Annotated in this window: 17 protein-coding genes; 4 read left to right on the forward strand and 13 right to left on the reverse strand. The window is 69.8% G+C overall.

The features are described from left to right. Positions 1 to 167: 167 nt before the first annotated feature. The 12 genes from FB600_RS02210 to FB600_RS02265 all read right to left on the reverse strand — a co-directional run bounded on the left by FB600_RS02210 (position 168) and on the right by FB600_RS02265 (position 13,253). Positions 168 to 1,214, reverse strand: coding sequence for a lipase secretion chaperone (locus FB600_RS02210; RefSeq protein WP_096751357.1), 1,047 nt, complete (start codon positions 1,212 to 1,214; stop codon positions 168 to 170). Continuing rightward, complete coding sequence (locus tag FB600_RS02215) at positions 1,214 to 2,290, reverse strand: alpha/beta hydrolase (protein ID WP_017920562.1); 1,077 nt, start codon at positions 2,288 to 2,290, stop codon at positions 1,214 to 1,216. The genes FB600_RS02210 and FB600_RS02215 overlap by 1 nt, the downstream gene beginning before the upstream one ends. A gap of 368 nt (positions 2,291 to 2,658) precedes the next feature. After that, positions 2,659 to 3,195 carry a cytochrome b gene (locus FB600_RS02220; protein WP_096751358.1) on the reverse strand — a complete coding sequence of 179 codons (537 nt, stop codon included), beginning with the start codon at positions 3,193 to 3,195 and terminating at the stop codon, positions 2,659 to 2,661. 334 nt (positions 3,196 to 3,529) lie between these two features. Then, positions 3,530 to 4,306 (reverse strand): peptidoglycan DD-metalloendopeptidase family protein, encoded by a 777-nt coding sequence (locus tag FB600_RS02225; protein WP_096751359.1) that lies wholly within the window; start codon positions 4,304 to 4,306, stop codon positions 3,530 to 3,532. Between the two features lie 104 nt (positions 4,307 to 4,410). Then, entirely contained in the window at positions 4,411 to 4,722 is a 312-nt protein-coding gene (locus tag FB600_RS02230) for a cupin (protein WP_017920564.1), read from the reverse strand. 316 nt (positions 4,723 to 5,038) lie between these two features. Further along, positions 5,039 to 5,368, reverse strand: a complete 330-nt coding sequence (locus tag FB600_RS02235) for a DUF4148 domain-containing protein (RefSeq protein WP_013690608.1) — start codon at positions 5,366 to 5,368, stop codon at positions 5,039 to 5,041. A gap of 204 nt (positions 5,369 to 5,572) precedes the next feature. Further along, positions 5,573 to 6,985, reverse strand: coding sequence for an NADP-dependent phosphogluconate dehydrogenase (gndA, locus tag FB600_RS02240; protein WP_046580967.1), 1,413 nt, complete (start codon positions 6,983 to 6,985; stop codon positions 5,573 to 5,575). A 107-nt stretch (positions 6,986 to 7,092) separates the two neighbouring features. Then, the gene (locus FB600_RS02245; protein ID WP_230686179.1) at positions 7,093 to 7,764 is read right to left on the reverse strand and encodes a DUF938 domain-containing protein; all 672 of its coding nucleotides are present in this window, start codon (positions 7,762 to 7,764) and stop codon (positions 7,093 to 7,095) included. A 215-nt stretch (positions 7,765 to 7,979) separates the two neighbouring features. Then, complete coding sequence (locus tag FB600_RS02250; protein WP_096751361.1) at positions 7,980 to 8,879, reverse strand: NAD-dependent protein deacetylase; 900 nt, start codon at positions 8,877 to 8,879, stop codon at positions 7,980 to 7,982. Between the two features lie 487 nt (positions 8,880 to 9,366). Next, positions 9,367 to 10,971, reverse strand: coding sequence for a purine-cytosine permease family protein (locus FB600_RS02255; RefSeq protein WP_145756168.1), 1,605 nt, complete (start codon positions 10,969 to 10,971; stop codon positions 9,367 to 9,369). A gap of 315 nt (positions 10,972 to 11,286) precedes the next feature. After that, positions 11,287 to 12,636 carry an NAD(P)/FAD-dependent oxidoreductase gene (locus tag FB600_RS02260; protein WP_145756236.1) on the reverse strand — a complete coding sequence of 450 codons (1,350 nt, stop codon included), beginning with the start codon at positions 12,634 to 12,636 and terminating at the stop codon, positions 11,287 to 11,289. A gap of 272 nt (positions 12,637 to 12,908) precedes the next feature. Beyond that, the gene (locus FB600_RS02265; RefSeq protein ID WP_098152702.1) at positions 12,909 to 13,253 is read right to left on the reverse strand and encodes a cupin domain-containing protein; all 345 of its coding nucleotides are present in this window, start codon (positions 13,251 to 13,253) and stop codon (positions 12,909 to 12,911) included. Between the two features lie 184 nt (positions 13,254 to 13,437). Here FB600_RS02265 and FB600_RS02270 point away from each other — a divergent pair, with 184 nt between their 5' ends. The 3 genes from FB600_RS02270 (at position 13,438) to FB600_RS02280 (ending at position 16,956) form a co-directional block, all read left to right on the forward strand. Beyond that, positions 13,438 to 14,271 carry a helix-turn-helix transcriptional regulator gene (locus tag FB600_RS02270; protein ID WP_145756169.1) on the forward strand — a complete coding sequence of 278 codons (834 nt, stop codon included), beginning with the start codon at positions 13,438 to 13,440 and terminating at the stop codon, positions 14,269 to 14,271. Positions 14,272 to 14,422: 151 nt separating this feature from the next. After that, positions 14,423 to 15,907: an aldehyde dehydrogenase family protein gene (locus FB600_RS02275; RefSeq protein ID WP_096751364.1), complete on the forward strand. Its 1,485-nt coding sequence runs from the start codon at positions 14,423 to 14,425 to the stop codon at positions 15,905 to 15,907. A 248-nt stretch (positions 15,908 to 16,155) separates the two neighbouring features. Continuing rightward, positions 16,156 to 16,956 carry a hypothetical protein gene (locus FB600_RS02280; protein ID WP_145756170.1) on the forward strand — a complete coding sequence of 267 codons (801 nt, stop codon included), beginning with the start codon at positions 16,156 to 16,158 and terminating at the stop codon, positions 16,954 to 16,956. Between the two features lie 13 nt (positions 16,957 to 16,969). Here the strand turns inward: FB600_RS02280 and FB600_RS02285 are convergent, their stop codons facing one another. Continuing rightward, positions 16,970 to 18,193 (reverse strand): phytanoyl-CoA dioxygenase family protein, encoded by a 1,224-nt coding sequence (locus FB600_RS02285; RefSeq protein ID WP_145756171.1) that lies wholly within the window; start codon positions 18,191 to 18,193, stop codon positions 16,970 to 16,972. A gap of 117 nt (positions 18,194 to 18,310) precedes the next feature. Between FB600_RS02285 and FB600_RS02290 the strand changes: the two genes are divergently transcribed. Beyond that, on the forward strand, positions 18,311 to 19,351 hold the full coding sequence (locus tag FB600_RS02290) for a LacI family DNA-binding transcriptional regulator (RefSeq protein WP_017919242.1): 1,041 nt from the start codon (positions 18,311 to 18,313) through the stop codon (positions 19,349 to 19,351). Positions 19,352 to 19,616 lie beyond the last annotated feature (265 nt).

Consider the following 19,616-nt stretch of genomic DNA (forward strand, 5'->3'; position numbering starts at 1 on the left):
CCCCGCATTGTTGCAGAGCGGAGCCGATCCTGCAGGCTCGCGACACGCGAGAAAGCTGGTCGAAAGCCTGGCTGCCGATGGCTTCCGGCAGGCACGGCACCGCGGGCTGCCGTCGTCGGCCGATTCACCGCCGGCCGGATCTGCTTGCCGCCTCGTCTCCTCGCCGGCTACCCGCCCGCGCCGAGCGCGCCGCGATCGAGCGAGGCCGCGCGAATCGCCTCGCCGGGCTCAGTGAAGGTCTGCTGCCGCAACTGCGCGATGCGCGCGTCGCGATCGTCGGGCGAGAGCCCCTGCGCGAGAATCCGATCGCGTTCGGCCGCATAGGCCTGGTAGCGACCCTGCCAGGCATCGTCGTCCTGCTGCAGCTTGGCGGCGCGCGCGGCTGCCTCGGGCCCGAGCGCCTGCGCGAGCTGGGCGCGCATCTGCTCAGGCGTGGCGCCGGCCTGCTGCATGGCCGCGATCTTCGACACGGCATCCTGCTGGGCACGGATCGCCGCCTGCTGCGCGCGCTCGGCCGGCGTCAGTTGCGTATCGAGCGCGGCCAGGCGCGCGGCCTTCTGCTCGTCGCTGAGCGCGGGATCGTGCGCGATCCGGATCCGCTCCAGGTCGAGCCGCTGGCGGCGCTGCTCCTCGCCGAAGAAGGGCTCGGCCCATTCGCCGAGCGTGCGGCTGGCCAGCGTCGCGCGCTGTTCGAGCGCGAGCTGCATGGCGGCCGGATCGAGCTTGTCGCCGAGCACCGAGCCGCCGCCCGGCAGCCGCGCGAGTCCATCGAAATAGGCGCGATAGCGTTGCCAGGCATCGAGCGCGTCCTGCTGCGCCGGGCTGCCCTCCAGTTGCGCGGCGATCTCGCGACGCACCAGCGCGTCGAGCCCGGCCGGCGTGAGATCGTGCTGCGCGCTCAGGCAGTAGTCGAGGAAGTCGCGCACCGCGCGCGTCCTCGCCAGCCTGCCGCCGGCATCGAGCGGCAGGCGCGGCGCGCTGGAACCGGCCAGCGAGGCCGGCAGCGTGGCGGCCAGCGGCGCCGCCTCGCCCACCCGCCCGACGCGCGTCGCAACGGTTGCGGACGCCACGACCGCGGCCGCGTCGTGGCGAGGCTCGCCGCCCGGCGGCAGCAGCCACCAGGCGATCGCGCCGGCCGCGACGAAGCCGCTCGCCGCGAACAGCGCGACGCGCCCGGCCCGCGCGGCGCGCACCGGACGATCGGGCCGCACCATCAGATGCCCTGCTGCTTGAGGCGGTTCACGTGCGTGCGGATCACCGCGACCGGATCCTCGGCATTCGCGCCGCGCACGCCGAGCAACTGGTTGATCTCGTCGAGGTGGTTCCAGTGGTAGCTGGTGCTGATCACCTGGCCGAACAACGAGCTGCAGCGCGACACCAGCCCGTCGTTCTGGCCCGAGCCGCGATTGATCATCACCGCGCCGGTGCCGAGCAGGGCCAGCGTCGAGATATCGGTGACGTTGGCCGAGTCGAAGGTGCTGGTGCTGGTATCGCTCGCGCCCGTCACGCCGAGCACGGTCGCGCCCGGCTGGATCGCCGTGCCGCCCCAGGAATAGAGCAGGTGCTGGTTGCCGGCGACGGTTTCGGTCGCTGCCCCCGTCTGGCACGTGCCCGGCGCGCCGAGCCCGGCGCTCGGGAAGTTCTTGTTGTAGGCGGCCGTCTGCGCGGTGGTCAGTGTCTTGAGCGCGGCCAGCGCGTCCTGGTTGGTGTTCAGCGAGCTGTTGATCAGCGTGCCGAACACGTTGACGAAGGCGGCGATCACCGTCGACGACAGGCCGGTGGGATCGGTCGCCAGCACGCCCTGCACGAAATCGGCGAACTCGGAGCCGCGATGCGGCGTGCCGATGGTGGTCACCGAAGCCACCAGTTGCGGCGCGACCGCCGCCACGTAGCGCGAGGTCAGCCCGCCCTGGCTGTGGCCGATCAGGTTGACCTTGGTCGCGCCGGTGGCCGCCAGCACCTGCTTGACGTAGGCCAGCAACTGCTCGCCACGGCCGTTCGGGCCGTCGTCGCTCTGGAAGCCAGACAGGTTGGCCACATAGACCTTCGCGCCATGCGATTGCAGGTCGCTCTGGATGCCGTACCAGTAGTCGAGCACATTCGCGAACTTGTCGGTGCCGGCCAGGCCGTGCACCAGGATCACCGGATAGCGCGTCGCCGCATAGGTATCGGCCGCCATCGCCGCGGGCGCCGCCGTCATCGCCAGGCCCGCCGCCCCGGCCAGCGGCATCGCCGCCAACGCCCATGCCACCGCCCTCGCCGCCAGCCTCGAACGCATCGATCTGCGCATGCTTATCTCCCTCGTTATTGGATCCGTCGATGTGAATGCAGCGCTCGATCGCGGCGTCGCGCGAAGCCGGGCGCGGCAAGTGCGGAGTGAAACACGGCGGCGGCAGTCCTGTCCGGACTCACACGGATGTTTGGATGCGCGTCTCTAATCGATTGACGCGCGTGATCGGGAACGGCGGCCGAACGAATCGCGTGGCGATGCTGCGTCGCCACATGGGGATATCACGGACTGCGAAGCATCGCGCGATGTGCGCATGGAACAGACGCGACAAGCCGGCCGGCAATCATGCCGATCAAGAACGCACGAGGGGGGAAGCTCGGAAAGCGGCGCGGATGTTGCAGGCGCAACCAGCGCGCGGGTTCGTTTTGTTACGGCAGGATGCGCCGCAATGTGGCATCGCGCTTCACGAAGTGATGCCAGAGCGCGGCCAGCGCGTGCAGCCCGATCACGAAATAGAAGCTGTTGCCGATCAGTTCGTGGGCTTCCTTGAGCGGCCCGCGCAAGGCCGGGTTCGCGTCGAACAGCGTGAACGAGACACCGAGCGGCGCGATCGTCACGGGATGGCCGCCCATGTTGACGAAGGCGATGCCGAGCAGCGGCTGGGCCAGCGTGAACAGGTAGAGCGCGAGATGGGAAAGCTTGGCGAGCCACGCGAGCACCGGCGGCTGCGGCAGCGGATCGGGCCGGCGCGAGGCGAAGCGCCAGAGCACGCGCAGGATCGAGAGCGACAACACCAGGGTGCCCGCGCAGAAATGCACGTTGGTCCAGAACAGGCGGCTGTCGGTGCCCTTCGGGCCGCGAATCTCAATCGCGAGGTAGCCCAGCGCCACCAGCAGCACGATCAGCCAGTGAAAGGCGATCGCGGGACGGTTGTAGCGTGGCTGGGTCGCGAGGATGTTCTTCATCGGGGCTCCGGCGGGCGGATCGTATCGGGGACGGCGCCTGGCAGGTGGCGGCCGGCGGCTATCGCCGCGATTGTACCGGGGCGAAGTGGGTCGCGGCAGCTTCGGCCAGCACGGATGCGGCGATTGGTCAGGCGTCGCGAGCGAGCCGCATGGTCCGCAGCGGGGCGAAGCGATGAGGGAAACCCGGAAAAGTCGGCGCAGCCGGCAGCCGCGCGATGCGCGTGCCGCACGAACCACCGCAGCGGAAAAAAACAACGGCGCGCGCCCCGTCGGGAGCGCGTGCCGCATCGGCGATCGGCAATCAGCCGCTGATCGGCCGGGGATCGACCGGTAATCAGCCGCCGTTGCGCGGCAGGAAACCGATCGGGTCGACCGGCTTGCCGTCCTGCCGGACCTCGAAGTCGAACGAGGAACGGCCATCCGGATCGGTGGCCATCTCGGCGATCGCCTGGCCCGCCGCGACGGCGTCGCCGTCGTTGACCAGCAGCTTGCCGTTGTGGCCGTAGGCGGTGATCAGGCCGCTCTCGTGCTTGAGGATCACCAGCGGGCCGTATTTCGCCACGCCGGTGCCGGCGTACACCACCCGGCCCGCGGCCGCGGCGCGCACGGTCTTGTCGCCGGTCGAGGTGATCGTGATGCCGCGCGTCTTGCCGGGGATGAAGCGCGAGGTGACCGTGCCCTGCGCCGGCCAGGCCAGCGCCGGCGGCTCGGCCGCCGTGGTGCCGGGCAGCGCGGACGAGGACGGCTGGCCCGAGGACGGCACCGGCGAGGTGATCGCGGTATTGCCCGGCGGCGGCGCGACGCGCAGCACCTGGCCGGGCGTGAGCATGTCGGTCGGCGCGATGTGGTTCCAGCTCGCGACGTCCTGGCTGCGCTGGCCGAAGCCGGCCGCGATGGACGGCAGCGTATCGCCGGGGTTGACGCGGTAGTAGCCGGCCAGCACGCCGCCCTGGTTCTGGCGGCTGGGTTGCGGCGTGCTCGTCGGCTGCCACGAGTCCGTCCACGGCGTCATCGTGCAGCCGCCGACCAGCGCGGCGCCGACGGCGAACAGGGTCGCGCGCGAGACGGCGCGACGATACGTGGTGGTTTCAGTGAAGATCGTTCTTCTCAAGCTGCCTCCCTAGTTTCGCTTCGCTGCGGGCGGCCTGCATCGCGGGGATGCGTGGCGCGCGCCGCGTGGCCCGGGTCGGGCCGGTCCCGACAGGAGTGGGACCTTCAGACGCTGCCTTCGGTTTCCACGACGAGAATACGAGCTTCCCCGCGTGGATGGGCGACGTGTTCCGTCCCCACCGTGGCGTGAAAGATGTCGCCGGTCTCGAGCAGGGCAATATGCTCGCCGGCGGCATCGCGATAGTGCATGTCGACTTGTCCGTCGAGGACGACGAACACTTCCTCGCCGTCGTTCACATGCCAGATGTAAGGCTGGTCGGTCCAGTGCAGGCGCGTGGTGATACCGCGCATATTGGCGATATCGAGGGCGCCCCAGGCACGCGACGCGGTAAAGGTCTTGCTGCGAATGAGCTTCATGTCGGGTTCCGGCATCGCGGCGACATGGCCGCGAATCTCGCCGCCCGGCCCGGCCCGGCCGCTGCGTGCCCGTCGGATAGTACCTGCTCGGCGCGAATTTCGGAACCTTCGCGCCCCGATTCGGCGGTTCGGGAACGCCCGGGCGCTGGATCCGGACCGAGCGCGCCGGGGATTTCGCCATGCAAAAAAATCGGCCCGTGGGTTCCTGGTGGAACACCACGGGCCGATCCGGACTGCGGTACAACTCAACTTCCACTACCTGCTTCAATTACCTGCCACGGGCGGCGCGGCCATCCCGGCGCGCCACCCGCGTCGATCAGCGACCCTTGTAGACCGGAGCGCCGTCGGCGATGCGGCGAACCTTCGACGGCGTGCCCGATTCGGCGGCCGCGGCCGGTTGCGCGCCGTAGCCGCTGGTATCGGCGTTGGCGAAGTTTTGTTGCGGGTTGATGCGGGATTCAGCAGCCTGGATACCGTTCGGGTAGTCGTTGCGGTCGGCGCTCGGGTTGTAACCGGCCTTTTCCAGTTGGGCCAGTTCGGCCTTCACTTCGGCACGGGTCAGCGGGCCATTGGTCGGTTGAGCAAACGAGAGAGCCGGGACAGCGAGAACGGCAGCGGCAGCAACAGTAGCGATCAGCGATTTCATGATTTTCACCTCCGAGACTTTTTTTGCTTCACCGCACACACCATGTGAGCAGCGAGTGATGTGAAGTCTAGTCTTCTCGGGACCTAGGGAAAACCATGAAACGACGAAAACACTGTTCCGTGAACGATAATAATCAGCGGGTTCCGACGCTATCAACCCGATAGATAGCGTGGTTAATCGCAACAATTACCGTTCGCCCCCGCCTCAGGCCCAGTTTGCGTGGAAGCTGCCCGGCTTGTCCGTGCGCTCGAAGGTATGGGCGCCGAAGAAGTCTCGCTGCGCCTGCACAAGGTTCGCCGGCAGGCGTTCCGAGCGGTAGCTGTCGAAGTAGGCGACCGCCGAGGAGAAAGCCGGCACCGGCACGCCGGCCTGCACCGCGGCCACCACCACGTCGCGCAGCGCCTGCTGGTAGTTGGTCGAGATCTCCTGGAAGTACGGGTCGAGCAGCAGGTTCGCGAGTTCCGGGCTGGCCGTGTAGGCATCCGTGATCTTCTGCAGGAAGCGCGCGCGGATGATGCAGCCGGCGCGGAAGATACGCGCGATCTCGCCCAGGTTGAGCTTCCAGCCGTATTCCTTGGAGGCCGTGTCGAGCTGCGCGAAACCCTGCGCGTAGGAGATCACCTTGCTCAGGTAGAGCGCGCGGCGCACCGCCTCGACGAAGGCGGCACGATCGCCTTCCGGCTTGGCCGGCGAGGGCCCCTTCAGCACCTTGCTGGCGGCCACGCGTTGCGTCTTCAGCGAGGACAGCACGCGCGCGAACACCGATTCGGTGATCAGCGGCAGCGGCACGCCCAGGTCCAGCGCATTCTGGCTGGTCCACTTGCCGGTGCCCTTCTGCGCGGCGCGGTCGAGGATCACGTCCACCAGGTGCTGGCCGGTTTCCTCGTCCTTCTTGTCGAAGATCCTCGAGGTGATCTCGATCAGGTAGCTGTCGAGCTCGCCCTGGTTCCATTCGGTGTAGACCTTGCCGAGCTCCTCGTTCGACAGCCCCGCCACCTGCTTGAGCACCGCGTAGCTTTCGGCGATCAGCTGCATGTCGCCGTACTCGATGCCGTTGTGGACCATCTTCACGTAGTGGCCGGCGCCGTCCGGGCCCATGTAGGCCACGCAGGGCTCGCCGTCGCCCGGCGCCTTGGCGGCGATCTGCTTGAGGATCGGCTCGACCAGGTCGTAGGCGTCGCGCTGGCCGCCCGGCATGATCGAGGGGCCGTGCAGCGCGCCCTCCTCGCCGCCCGACACGCCCGTGCCGATGAAGTGCAGGCCCGATTGCGCGAGTTCCTGGTTGCGGCGGATGGTGTCCGTGAAATGCGTGTTGCCGCCGTCGATCAGCACGTCGCCCTTGCCGAGCAGCGGCTTGAGCGCGGCGATCGTCGCGTCCGTGGCTTCGCCCGCCTTGACCATCAGCAGGATGCGGCGCGGCGTTTCGAGCGACGCGACGAATTCCTCCAGCGTGTAGGTCGGCACCAGCTTGCGGTCGGGGAATTCGGCGATCAGCTCGTCGGTCTTGTCGCGGCTGCGGTTGTACACGGACACGGCGTGACCGCGGCTCTCGATGTTCAACGCCAGATTGCGGCCCATCACGGCCATCCCGACCACGCCGATTGCTTGTTTGCCCATTGTTCATTCTCCGAAAAAAACACGGCGCGGCCCGACCGAGCCGCGCGCATAGCCGCAAGGATACGGGAAAACCAGGCGAGGCCGCTGCCTCGCGCGCGCCGCGCCGATCAGGCGCGGCGGCGCAGCACCACGCTCAGGTTGTTGGCCGGCATCGCCACCACGCGCTCGAGTTCGAGGCCGGCCGCCTCGGCCAGCGCGACCACCGCCTCCAGGTCGCGCACGCCCCATTCGGCATCGCGCGCGCGCAGTTGCGCGTCGAACTCGGCGTTGGAGGGCGCGGTATGCGCGCCCGCGCGGCGATACGGGCCGTACAGCAGCAGCACGCCGCCGGCGGGCAGCCGCCGCGCGGCGCCGTTCACCAGCGCGATGGCCGCCGCCCAGGGCGCGATGTGAATCATGTTGATGCAGACCACCGCGTCGACGGCGTCCACCGGCCAGGGCTCGGCGCGCACGTCGAGCGCCAGCGGCGCGCGCAGGTTCGGCAGGCCGGCCTGCGCGACCCAGGCGGCGATCGAGCGCCGCGAGCGCGGCTCGGGGTCGCTCGGCTGCCAGTCGATGCCCGGCAGGGCCGCCGCGAAATGCACGGCGTGCTGGCCGGTGCCGCTCGCGATCTCGAGCACGGTGCCGCGCTCGGGCAGGACCTCGCGCAGCACCGCGAGGATCGGCTCGCGGTTGCGCTCGGCCGCCGGCGCCTGCAGGCGATCGGCCGGATTGGCGGCGGCTTCGCCCGTGCATTCGGCGCTTGGCCGGGCGTGATTCGGATCGGTGGAATTCGTCATGCGGGAGGATCGGTGGAGGATGAGGACGGGACGGCGGGAAGCCGCGATGCGCGCAGTGTGCCGCATCGGCGGGCTCGGTGGTAGCGGACGCGGGGCGCCTTCGACACGCTGGTGACGAGCGGCGGGCTGGTTCGGCATCGCGGGTTCGGCGAGCCAGCACGCCGGCCCGCTCGACCTCGTCGATTCAGCGCACCGGCACGCGACCACCCGCGCCCTCAGCGCACGAGGCTCGCCCCCTCGTCCGGATCGGCCAGCCCGAGCCTTGCCAGCAGCGCCTCCAGCGTCGCGCCGCAGGCGGCCTCGACCTTCAGCGCGAGCAGCGCATCGGCACGCGTGCGCCCCAGGTTCAGCGCGGCGACCGGCTTGTCGCGCTCGCCGGCCCAGACGCAGAAGCGATACCCCGAATACACCATCAACGAGGAGCCGACCACCAGCATCGCGTCGGCTTCGTCGAGCGCGCGCGTCGCGGCGGCCACGCGTTCGCGCGGCACGTTCTCGCCGAAGAACACCACGGCCGGCTTGAGCATGCCCGCGCAGATCGGGCAGGCCGGCACGCGGAAACCGTCGAGCGTATCGAGTTCGAGCTGCGCGTCGCCGTCGGCCAGCGGCACGGCCTCGTAGGCCAGCAGCGCGGGATTGTCGGCCTCGAGCGTGTGCTGGATCGCCGCGCGCGCGTGATGCGCGCCGCAATCGAGACAGCTCACGCCGTCGATACCGCCATGCAGCTCGATCACGCCGCGGCTACCGGCGCGCTGGTGCAGCCCGTCGACGTTCTGCGTGACCAGCCCGCCGATCCGCCCGGCCGCGCCGAGCCGCGCGATCGCGCGATGCGCCGCGTTCGGCCGCGCGCGCCCCACCACCGGCCAGCCGAGCATGCTGCGTGCCCAATAACGGCGGCGCGCCGACTCGGAGCCGACGAATTCCTGGTACTGGATCGGAGGCGAGCGCATCCACTGGCCGTTGCGGTCGCGGTAGCCGGGAATGCCGGAATCGGTGCTGATGCCGGCGCCGGTCAACACGAACAGGCGGGGATGGCGTTCGACGAAAGCGTGCAGCGCGTCGAGCGCCGCCGGGTCCGCCGCGACGAGTTCGGGCAGGGAATCGTGATCGTTCATGGCTGGGTGGGGTGGTCCTGCCGGCGAGTTCGGGGAGCAATCGCCTCGTCCGCCGGCCTGCGCGAGATCATACCGAAGGCCCTGAATCGACGTGGAGCGCCTTGTCAGGCATGGCCGACAATGGGGCAAGATCATTCGCGGCAGCGACCCGAAAAGCCGCTCCGCGTTGCGTGGACACAACGCCGCTACGACGTCTAACGAATTCGCTTGCCACGCCTAGTACAAACCCTTAGTATTGCGTCTGTCTCCTCCATGTCTCCAACATGGATTCAGCCCGCAACAGTGTTGCGGGCTTTTTCTTTTGTGGCCCGCGTCGGCGCCCGCACGCATCCCGGCCTCGCTTCTCCCCTATTTCCCCGGCCTCGCGCCCTTCACTGCCAGTCTCGCCGTCCTCAAACCCTGAGTGCGCCGTCGGCGCGGGTCGGAACTCGATACCGATCACGCCGCGATGCCGAACGACCCAGCACGAACCGAGCCGAACCGCACATCACTTGCCGCGCCGCGCCAGCTCGCCGATCCCCTGCACCGGCAGGCACCGAGCCGCATCGCCCTCCTCCCACGTCTGGCCGATCGCACGCGGTCCCGCCACCAACGCCGCGCCCCGCGCGTGCGCCGAGCCGCGCACGAAACGCCGCCCCGCCGGGCCATATACGGCATCGGGCTCCGGGAACAGCGAGACGAAGACGAGATACAGCACGCCGCCCAGCAGCAGCGAGATCGGCACGCTCAGGTCGAGGCCGCCGGCCAGGTTGCCGAGCACGCCGACGAACTGCCCCGGCAGGTTGACGAAGGCCAGGCCGACCAGGGCCGCCGGCAGCCAGGCGCCCATCGCCCGCAGGTTCCAGCCTTGCGTGAACCAGTAATGGCCGCCGCGCAGGCCGCGATTGAAGACCTGCAGGTCGTCGGCGAGATAGAAGCCGCGCCGCGTCACGTAGCCGATCACCATGATCGCCATCCAGGGGCAGCTGAAGGTGCCGATCAGGGTCGAGAAGGTCGACACGCTCTCCACCAGGTTGAAGGCGAAGCGGCCCACGAAGATGAAGCCGATCGCCAGCGTGCCGATCAGCAGCGTGGCGCGCACGCGGTTCAGCCGCTTGGGGAACATGCTCGACATGTCGAGCCCGGTGCCGTACAGCGCGGTGGTGCCGGTCGACATGCCGCCGATGATGGCGATCACGCAGGTGGGCAGCAGGAACCAGCGCGGCGACACCGCCAGCAGCCCGCCCACGTAGTCGTTCGAGGCGATGAACGAGGGCGCGTGGGTGGCGATGATGCTGGCCGTGGCGAGCCCGAACAGGAACGGCACGAAGGTGGCGAGCTGGGCCACGAACACGGCGCCGATCACGCGGTGGCGCGGCGTGTGCTCGGGAATGTAGCGCGCCCAGTCGCCGAGCGTCGAGGCGAACGACACGGGATTGCTCATCGCCACCAGCGCCGCGCCGCAGAAGGCGGCCCAGAAGCCCGCGCCGCCCGCGTGCAGGGTGCCGGCATAGGCGGCGTCGAAGCTGCCGGAAAACGCGAAGGCGCCCACCAGGAACATCAGGCTGGCGGCCCACACGGCGATCTTGTTGACCCACAGCATGAAGCGGAAGCCGTAGATGCAGACCACCAGCACCAGCACCGCGAACACCAGGTACGAGAGGCCCACCGTGGCGCCGTTGACGGGCAGGCCGACCAGGCTGTGGGCGCCGCCCACCAGCGCGTCGCCGGAGCTCCAGACCGCCAGCGAGAAGAAGGCCACCGAGGTCAGCAGCGCCAGGAAGGAGCCGACGATGCGGCCGTGAATGCCGAAGTGCGCGCCCGAGGAAACCGGGTCGTTGGTGCCGTTGCGCGTGCCGAACAGGCTCATCGGCGCGAGGATGCAGGTGCCGGCCAGCACGCCGAGCACGATCGCCAGCGCGCCGTCGCGAAACGACAGGCCGACCAGGATCGGGAAGCTGCCGAGCACCGAGGTGGAAAAGGTGTTGCAGCCGCCGAACAGCAGGCGGAACAGGTCGATGGGCCGCGCGTAGCGCGAGGCATCGGGGATGCGTTCGAAACTGAAGGTCTCGATCCGCGTCATGCTGGTGTCGTCGTGGGAAGTGTCGCTCATCGTCTCGCTCCATTCGGGCGCCGGTCCCGCCCGTCGCGCGGGCTGGCCGGCATATCGTGCCGATCGTTGTTCATGCCGCGGGCCGGGGCCCGGCGCGCGGTTTCGTTGGTGCACCGCGCGGGGCCGGCCCTCGCTCACGGGCTGTCGTGCCCGTGCCGGGGAAGGCTCGAAGTTCGGCGGGCTCGGGCGGCCCGTGCCCATAGGCTTCGGCGGGATCGGAATTGGTCGAAAACATCGGAGAACGAATCGATCGACAAAGGCGCCGGCGGCACCCAAGGAAACGACGCGGCCGGCACCTGGCCGGCCGCGCCGCGCTCACATCGGGAAGCCCATCGCCTTGATGCCGCGAATCCAGGCGCGTTTCCAGCCGCCCTCGGCATCGGCGCCGTCGAAGGCGTGGAAGGTGATCTTGGCGGCCAGCCAGCGCACCGGCTCGGGCGGGATGTAGGTCGGGCTCTGCCTGGCGATGTCGAGCCGGCGCTCGGGGCTGTCGCGATCGAACAGGATGTTCAGGCCCATGAAGGCACCGAAGCGGCTGGCCGCGACGCCGAAGCCCGTGTAACCGGCCACGAACACGCCCTTGCCGCCCAGGTAGCGCTTGGCGAACACCGAGCCGCGCGAGCAGTAGTCGATCGGGCCGCCCCAGGCATGCGAGAAGCGCAGCCCGGCCAGTTGCGGGAAGGTGCGGAAGAAGGCCTGCGCCAGCCGCGTGTAGGTGTCGTGCCGCGCATCCTGGGCCGGCTGCGGATTGCCGTCGAAGTGATAGCTGACCAGGCCGCCGAAGATGATGCGGTTGTCCTTGGTGAGGCGGAAATAGTTGAGCTGGGTGCGCGTGTCGTAGACGCCCTGCCGGTTCTTCCAGCCGATTAGCGCCAGTTGCGCCTCGCTGAGCGGCTCGGTGGCCAGCACGTGGTCGCGCACCTGCAGCACGCGCCGGTTGATGTCGGCGATGCCGACCTTCGCGGTGCCGCTGCCAAACAGCACGCGCGGCGCGCGGATGCTGCCCTCGGGCGTGCTGGCCAGCACCGTGTCGCCTTCGTCGCGGATCGCCTCGAGCGGCGTGTGCTCGTGGATCCTCACGCCGAGCGAGAGCGCCGCGCGCTTGAGGCCCCAGGCCAGCTTGGCCGGATGCACGATGCCGCTGCGATTGCGCGACCAGAGCGCGCCGGCGAACAGCGGCGAATCCAGTTGCTCGAGCGTCTGCTGGCGATCCAGCAACTGCACGTCGTGACCATGATGCGTGTGCAGTTCGTGATCCTCGCGCAGTTGCCCGAGATGCGCGGGGTCGACCGCCACCGTCATCTCGCCGTTCCACTCGATGTCGGCATCGATGCCGTAGCGCTCCAGGCTCGCCTCGAAGCCGTCGAGATTGAGATGGCCGAAGCGTTCCAGCTCGGCGATGTCGTTCGGGAACACGCGCACCGCGTTCGGCAGCCCGTGCATCACCGAGGTCGAGATGATGCCGCCGGCGCGTCCCGAGGCGCCATGCGCGACGCGCCCTGCCTCGATCAGCACCACCTCGAGTCCGGGCATCTGCTCCTTGGCCTGGATCGCCGCCCACAGCCCGGTGAAGCCGCCGCCGACGATCAGCAGGTCCGCCCGCCGGTCGCCGCGCAGCGCGGCCTCGGCGGGCGGCTCGGCCGGGTTGTCGAGCCAGTACGGCATCAGCTTCGCGCCGGCCAGCGCGCGTTCGGCATCGGCCTGGCTGGCCTCGCCGCGCGCGCCGCCCCTGCCCTCGTGGCGGGCCGCCGGAGCGGACGAAGGCGCGCCGCCGAGACCGGCTTCACGATGGTTCGCGGTATCAAGCATCGGGGGACTCCTGACGAATGCGGCCGCCGCGACGCGGCGACGAAACGAGGTTCATGCGGGGTGCCGCGGGCGCGAGGCACGCACGCGGGCAACACGAGGCGGCGAGTGGAAACATCGCGCGGCGCGGCTCAGGCCTTCTCGAGCAGCACGTAGAACTTCTTCGCGTCCTCGAGCGTTTCCCAGCGGCCCGCGAAACCGGCCGGCAGCAGATAACCCTGCCCCGCCGCGAACTCCTGGCGATTGCCCTCGAGGTCGGTCAGCGCGACGCGCCCCTCGACCAGCCAGACCGCCTCGTCCGCCTCGGTGGCCGGGAAGTCGAGCGCGCCGACCTTGCCCTCCCACCAGCCGATCACGTGGCCCGCGCTGGGGCCGGCGCCGGCGCGCCAGTCGCATTCGTCCATGCCGTAGTCGAGGCGCGTGAATGCGCCGAGGCCGGCGCCCAGCGGGACGATGTCCTGAATCAGTTTGCTCATTGCGTGGTTCATTCCGTGTAGAAGGGATGAGCTGGACTGTAGCGAGCGGCCGCGCCCCGGTATGCCCCCCCGCGGGGGGGACAAGCCGCGCTTTCGCCCTCCCGCGAGCCTGCGGAAAACCCCGGCTTTACGGCCGGCACGAGGCCTGATCTATAATCGGCTCGCCTCCATTCCGGCATGCATCATGGCCGTTCACGCCCTTTCCTCCCCGCTCGATTCCGCCCCGATCCCGCTGTCGTTCCAGACGCTCGGCGAAGTCATCGACTCGGTCGGCACACCTGATTTCGTGCCGCGCCTGACGGTGCTGCTCAACCAGATCGTGCCGGTCAACGCGGTCCATATCGAACGCTCGCGCGTCGACGCGGCGATGCCGACCGGCTTTCGCTGCGAGTGGGTCGGCAGCGGCGGCGTGGGCATGGACCACGGCACCATCGCCGAGGTGATGACGCTCTACTACGACCGCTTCTACGATCGCGATCCGCTGTTCGCGGGCATCCGCGGCGAGGTCGGCACCCTGCTGGTGGTGCGCGACATCGGCGCGATCCCGCCCGGCGAATTCCGCCAGCGGCTCTACGACGAGGTGCAGATCGCCCACGAATGCGTGCTGGCGCGCGGCACGCGCCACGCCCAGCACTCGATCGCGCTGGAGCGCGATACGCGCCAGCCGGCCTTCTCGCTGGCCGAGATGCAGCGCTTTCGCACCGTCAGCGACTGCCTGTTCCCGCTGCTCGAACTGCATGCCGCCACCGCGGCCTCGCGACGGATCGCGCATGTCACCCCGCACCTGCATCCGCTCGCGCAGTTCGATGCGCGCCTCGCGCGCGACCAGCCGCGCCTGTCCAGGCGCGAATACGAGATCTGCGCGCAACTGATCGGCGGGCGCACCGTGCCCGAGGCCGCCGAGATCGTCGGCGTGCGGGTGGCCACCGCCGAGTCCTACGTGAAGCGCGCCTTCGCCAAGCTCGGCGTGCGCACCAAGCGCGAGCTGCTGGTCTGGGCGCAATCGGGAGCCGCCTGAAGGCAAGCCCGCGCGGCACGCGTCGCATGCATCGATCGCGATCGATGTGGACATCGGCAATTCGCGATTCGTCCGCTGCCGGAACTCCCCTACCATCGTCGCGACGCGATCCTCGCAACGATCGCGCACCGAACCCCGGAGACACCCCCCGATGAGCCTTGTTCCGACCCGCCGCGCCGACGACGGCCGCGCCGTCCATCCCGCCGCGACGATCGCCGGCACCGATCACTACCGCGAGGCCGGCGAACCCGGCGCGCGCACGCCGCTGCATCACGCGGCCACGGGCGCGCCGGCCGGCTGGCAGGACAGCGCGACGGCCGAGCTGGTCGACGAGGCGGTGGCGGCGGCCCGCGCCGCGCTGCCGGCCTGGCGCGCGACGGCCAGCGCCGAGCGCGGCCGGCTGCTGCATGCCATCGCCGATCGCATCGAGGCGGATCGCGAGGCGCTGGCCGCGCTGCAACGCGAGATCAGCGGCAAGCCGCCGGTCGAGGCCGACATCGACGTGGGCGACGCGGCCGCGACCTTCCGCTATTACGCCGAACTCTGCGAGCAGGCCACGCTGTTTTCTCCCGAATCGATCGCGATCCCCGGCGCCGGGATCGCGGCCGAGCGCGACTACCAGCCGGTGGGCGTGGCCGCGCTGATCGTGCCGTGGAATTTCCCGATGGTGACCACCGCCTGGAAGCTCGCGCCGGCGCTGGCCGCCGGCTGCACCGTGGTGCTCAAGCCCTCGGAGCTGAGCTCGCCCGTCGAGCATCGCCTGGTCGCCCACGTGCACGCGGCCGGCGTGCCGGCCGGCGCCGTCAACGTGGTGAACGGCGGCGCCGAGGTGGGCGCGCGGCTGAGCTCGCATCCGCGCATCGACAAGATTTCCTTCACCGGCAGCACCGCCGCCGGCCGGCACGTGATGCGCGCCGCCGCCGAGCGGATGACGCGCGTCACGCTGGAGCTGGGCGGCAAGTCGGCGCTGGTGGTGCGCGAGGATGCCGATCTCGAGCTGGCGGTCTCGCTCGCGGTGGGCGGCGCCTTCACCAATGCCGGGCAGATGTGCTCGGCCACCGCGCGCATCCTGGTGCATCACGCGCTGCATGGCGACTTCATGGCCGCCTTCGAATCGGCGGTGCGCGAGCTGGTGGTCGGGCCGCCGCAGTTGAGCGGGGTGACGATGGGCCCGCTGATCTCGGCCGCGCATCGCGCGCGCGTGAACGCCGCGCTCGAGGCCGGGCTGGCCGCCGGCGCCGCGATCGCCTTCGAGGGCCGGCTCGACCCCGCTTGCGGCGACGGCTTCTTCCGCGCGCCGGTGGTGATCGACGAACCCGCGCTCGACAATCCGCTGTGGACCGAGGAAGTGTTCGGTCCGGTGGCCTGCGTGAAATCGTTCCGCGACGACGAGCAAGCCATCGCGCTGGCCAACGACACCGCCTACGGGCTGGTGGCCACGGTCGTCACGCGCGATGCGGACGCGGCGCGGCGCTATACGCAGGCGCTGCGCGCGGGCCTGGTATGGATCAACACCCCGCAGCTGATCTTCCCGCAGGTTTGCTGGGGCGGGCTGGGGCTCAGCGGGATCGGCCGCGAACTGGGCCTGGCCGGGCTGCGCAGCTACCAGGAACTGCGGCACCGGATCTCGGCTTGAGGGAGCGGCGCGTGGCTTGCCGCGTCGTGCCGCGGCGCATGTGAATCGCTCCGTCGCCACGCGCGCGGCACCGCGAACGCATCGTCTCGAAGCACGCGAGCGCCATCTCGTGCCCGCCCTTCGATGTCAAGCTGCTGACACGAAACGGCGGGCCGTTTCGCTGGCCCTTCCCGGGCCTCTCGATCGCAGGCCAAGCGAAAGCTCGGCCCACTAGAATCGCGGCGAGACCAACCCGGGAATCCCTCCCCATGACAATCAAGACTAGCTGGATGCTGGCGCTGCTGGCCACGCCGATGCTCTGCCGCGCCGACGGCATCTCCGCGCCGACCATCACGCCCGGCGACACCTGGACCTACATCAACACGGCAGAGACCGGGCCGAACGGCTGGCGCCAGTCGCACGACAGCATCGTCGCGCTGCGCACCACCACCGAGCACATCTATGTCGAGACCCGGACCGCGAATTCGCCCCAGGCTCCGATCGAATCGATTTCGGGCCTCGACTGGAGCCGCGCGCGCAATGTGAACGGCACCGAGCAGGTGGTCAGCCGGCCGCTGGCGTTCCCGCTCGGCACCGGCAAGCAGTGGGAGGTCAAGTTCACCGAGCAGCAGCCGAACGCGCGCCTGAGCTCGCGCACCTACGACACCAAGATGCGGGTGGTGGGCCACGAGGCGATCGACGTGCCGGCCGGCCATTTCGATGCGATCAAGATCGAGGGCGAAGGCCAGTGGACGGCCGACCTCGCGCCGACGCAAGTCGCCGGCAGCACGGTGGTGCACGACAACAACGGCGTCACCGCGATCTCGCACGCCGGCGGGCAGAAGGCCGTCACCATCACCGGCCGCCTCTACAAGGCGGTCTGGTACGTGCCCTCGGTCAATCGCTGGGTGAAGACGGTCGAGGAGTACTACAACCCGAACGGCACGCGCGCGCAGCGCCTGTCCTCGGAGCTCGAGTCCTTCCATTCGGGCACGGCGCACGGCGGCACCGCGCCGAGCGCCGCCCAGGCGCCGGCATCGGCCGTCAATCCCGCCACGCCGGCCTCCTAATCGCCGCCGCGGTTCAGGACGCTTCGCGGCGCCAGGCGTGTTCGGCCAGCGCGGCCGATAGCGCCTGCTCAGTCCAGTCCTCCGCCAGCGCCTGCCGCAGCAACTGCTGCTGGCTGGCCGGCGCGAGGCCGCCCAGCGGCGGATCGCGATCGAGCCGGGTGGGAAACGGATAACCCTCGGCGCTCGATGCGATCACGGCCTCGGCCTGCGCCTCGTCCAGCCGCCCCGAGGCGCGCCAGGCACGCAGCACCGGATAGAGCCGCTCGCACATCGCGCGCCGGTCGAGCGTCTCCATCGCGCGGCCGTAGGCGGAGGACACCTGCAGCAGGTTCGCCATGCGCTGCACGTCGGCCGTACGATTCTCGCCGGCGGCATGCAACAGCGCGGGGTTGAAGAACAGCGCATCGCCCTTGCGTAGCGGCAGCTGCACGCAATGAGCCTCGAAATAGGCGCGGAAATCGGCCCGCCGCCAGGCGACATAACCGGGCGCATAACGCTGCGAATACGGCAGCAGCTTGGTCGGCCCGCTCTCGACCGGCATCGCGCCATGCGCCACCGCGCCCTGCAGCGTCAGCAGCGCCGACATGCGATGCACGTGCGCCGGGTAGCGCGCGGCCTGGTCGGCGCTCTGGAAACCGAGGTGGTAATCGCGATGCGCCTGCTGCGCGGCGCCGCCCGGCCTCACCACGTTGACCTGCGAAGTCATCTGGTAGGCCGGCCCGAGCCAGGCCTCGGCGATCGCCCGCAGCGCGGGGTTGGCGAAATACGCCGCGAACACTTCGGGCGCCTGCCGGCACAGCTTTTCCTGGGCGTTCCAGATCCGGTCGTTGGCGCCGGCCCGCGCGAAGTGATCGGCTCCGCCGCCGCCCTGCTCTCGCTCGGCGCGGATGATCGCCTCGAACACCTCGGTGGCGGCGTCGATCGGCGCCGTGTCCTCATAGGCATGGGCCAGCACCAGCACGCCCGCGCCGTGCAGCAACACCTCGGCCCATTCGGCCTGCCAGGCCATCAGGGCCTCGCGATCGCGCCACACGCCGCGCAGGTCGCGGCAATCGTAGATCGGCACCTGCCTCAGCAGCTCGCCGGCGCGCGCCGGCCTCCCGTGCTCCCGCTCACCGCGCCCGAGTTCGGCGACGAAGGCCTCGAGCGAACAGCCCGCCTCGCTGAACCAGTTCGGTTCCGGCTCGGCTCCATTCGGAATCCTGTCGAATGCTTGCGCTTGCGCCCGGCTCGTCATCGCTTCGTCTCCCGCCTGTCATGCAGGCTCGTGATGCGAAACGAGTATAGCGATGCACGACCGATCCGAACTATCATCGATCCATCAAGAACACATCAAATCCGGATCGCCGACATCATGGCCCACAAGTTCCTGGTCAAGGAAATCGCGCTGCAGGCCGGCGTCGGCGCGGCCACCGTCGATCGCGTGCTGAACGGCCGGGCGCATGTGCGCGACCACACGCGGCGGCGTGTCGAGCAGGCGATCCGCGAACTGGAGAAGCAGGCGCGGCAGCTCGATGCGGCCGGCCGCAAGCTGATCGTCGACGTGCTGGTGGAGGCGCCCGCGCGCTTCGCCGACGAGATCGGCGCGGCGCTCGATGCCGAGCTGCCGGGCCTGCATCCGGCCGTGTTCCGCCCACGCCTGCTGATGCGCGAGACGCTAGGCACCGCCGAGGTGGTGGAGGCGCTGCGCGCGATCGGCAAGCGCGGCAGCCACGGCGTGCTGCTCAAGGCGCGCGACGAACCCGCCATCGCCGAGGCGATCGCCGCGCTGCACGCGCAGGGCATCCCGGTGGTGACGATCTTCACCGACCTGCCGGGCTCGGCGCGCCTGGCCTATGCCGGGCCCGACAACCGCGTGGCCGGCGCGACGGCGGCCTGGCTGATCGGGCAGTGGCTGGGCGAGCGCTCCGGCAAGGTGCTGGTGACCCTGAGCGACGAGCGGTTTCGCGGCGAGGAGGAGCGCGAGATCAGCTTCCGGCGCGCGCTGCGCAGCCGCTACCCGAAGCTGGGCCTGATCGACGCGAGCGGCGGCCACGGGCTGGACGCGGCCACCGGCGAGCGCGTGCGCGCCGCCCTGGGCAGGCGGCGCGAGATCGTCGCGGTCTATTCGATGGGCGGCGGCAATGCGGCAATCGTCGCGGCGCTGGAGGCGCGGCGCCTGGCGCCGGTCTGCTTCGTCGGCCACGACCTCGATCGCGACAATATCCGCCTGCTGCGCGAGGGACGCCTGCACGCGGTGCTGCACCACGACCTGCGCCAGGACCTGCGCGCGGCCTGCCAGCACCTGATGCACTTCCATCGCCTGCTGCCGGCCGGCGCGATCGCACCGTGCTCGTCGCTGGTGGTGATCACGCCGGAGAACATCCCGGCGCATATCGCGGCGCGTTTCGCCTGAGCGGGCGAGGCACCCGCCCCTGCCCGCGCCGGCTCAAACCACGGCCTGTCTATCGTCTGAAAGATCGATGCGAGTACCGCGAAACGCATCGTTTTCGCCCGATTGGACGATTCATCCATCCAGCAGATTGCTTTCATCAAAATTACTCATATAACGAAAAATTAACGATGGCATAGTGCCGGAGCCTCGATTTCCACCACGGTCCACGGATCGTCCCGGGAGCGCCAAGCCAGTTCGTCGAGATCACGACAGCCAGGTGCCGCCA

This window comes from Burkholderia sp. SJZ089 (assembly GCF_007828315.1).
In the GTDB taxonomy this organism is placed as follows: Bacteria; Pseudomonadota; Gammaproteobacteria; order Burkholderiales; family Burkholderiaceae; genus Burkholderia; species Burkholderia gladioli.

Excerpts from the sequence above, each read along its gene's own strand:
- gndA (WP_046580967.1), bottom strand. The coding sequence starts at position 6,985 with ATGGGCAAACAAGCAATCGGCGTGGTCGGGATGGCCGTGATGGGCCGC.
- FB600_RS02280 (WP_145756170.1), top strand. The coding sequence starts at position 16,156 with ATGACAATCAAGACTAGCTGGATGCTGGCGCTGCTGGCCACGCCGATG.
- FB600_RS02235 (WP_013690608.1), bottom strand. The coding sequence starts at position 5,368 with ATGAAATCGCTGATCGCTACTGTTGCTGCCGCTGCCGTTCTCGCTGTC.
- FB600_RS02255 (WP_145756168.1), bottom strand. The coding sequence starts at position 10,971 with ATGAGCGACACTTCCCACGACGACACCAGCATGACGCGGATCGAGACC.
- FB600_RS02230 (WP_017920564.1), bottom strand. The coding sequence starts at position 4,722 with ATGAAGCTCATTCGCAGCAAGACCTTTACCGCGTCGCGTGCCTGGGGC.
- FB600_RS02210 (WP_096751357.1), bottom strand. The coding sequence starts at position 1,214 with ATGGTGCGGCCCGATCGTCCGGTGCGCGCCGCGCGGGCCGGGCGCGTC.
- FB600_RS02270 (WP_145756169.1), top strand. The coding sequence starts at position 13,438 with ATGGCCGTTCACGCCCTTTCCTCCCCGCTCGATTCCGCCCCGATCCCG.
- FB600_RS02275 (WP_096751364.1), top strand. The coding sequence starts at position 14,423 with ATGAGCCTTGTTCCGACCCGCCGCGCCGACGACGGCCGCGCCGTCCAT.
- FB600_RS02285 (WP_145756171.1), bottom strand. The coding sequence starts at position 18,193 with ATGACGAGCCGGGCGCAAGCGCAAGCATTCGACAGGATTCCGAATGGA.
- FB600_RS02265 (WP_098152702.1), bottom strand. The coding sequence starts at position 13,253 with ATGAGCAAACTGATTCAGGACATCGTCCCGCTGGGCGCCGGCCTCGGC.
- FB600_RS02245 (WP_230686179.1), bottom strand. The coding sequence starts at position 7,764 with ATGACGAATTCCACCGATCCGAATCACGCCCGGCCAAGCGCCGAATGC.
- FB600_RS02215 (WP_017920562.1), bottom strand. The coding sequence starts at position 2,290 with ATGCGCAGATCGATGCGTTCGAGGCTGGCGGCGAGGGCGGTGGCATGG.
- FB600_RS02260 (WP_145756236.1), bottom strand. The coding sequence starts at position 12,636 with ATGCCGTACTGGCTCGACAACCCGGCCGAGCCGCCCGCCGAGGCCGCG.
- FB600_RS02250 (WP_096751361.1), bottom strand. The coding sequence starts at position 8,879 with ATGAACGATCACGATTCCCTGCCCGAACTCGTCGCGGCGGACCCGGCG.
- FB600_RS02220 (WP_096751358.1), bottom strand. The coding sequence starts at position 3,195 with ATGAAGAACATCCTCGCGACCCAGCCACGCTACAACCGTCCCGCGATC.
- FB600_RS02290 (WP_017919242.1), top strand. The coding sequence starts at position 18,311 with ATGGCCCACAAGTTCCTGGTCAAGGAAATCGCGCTGCAGGCCGGCGTC.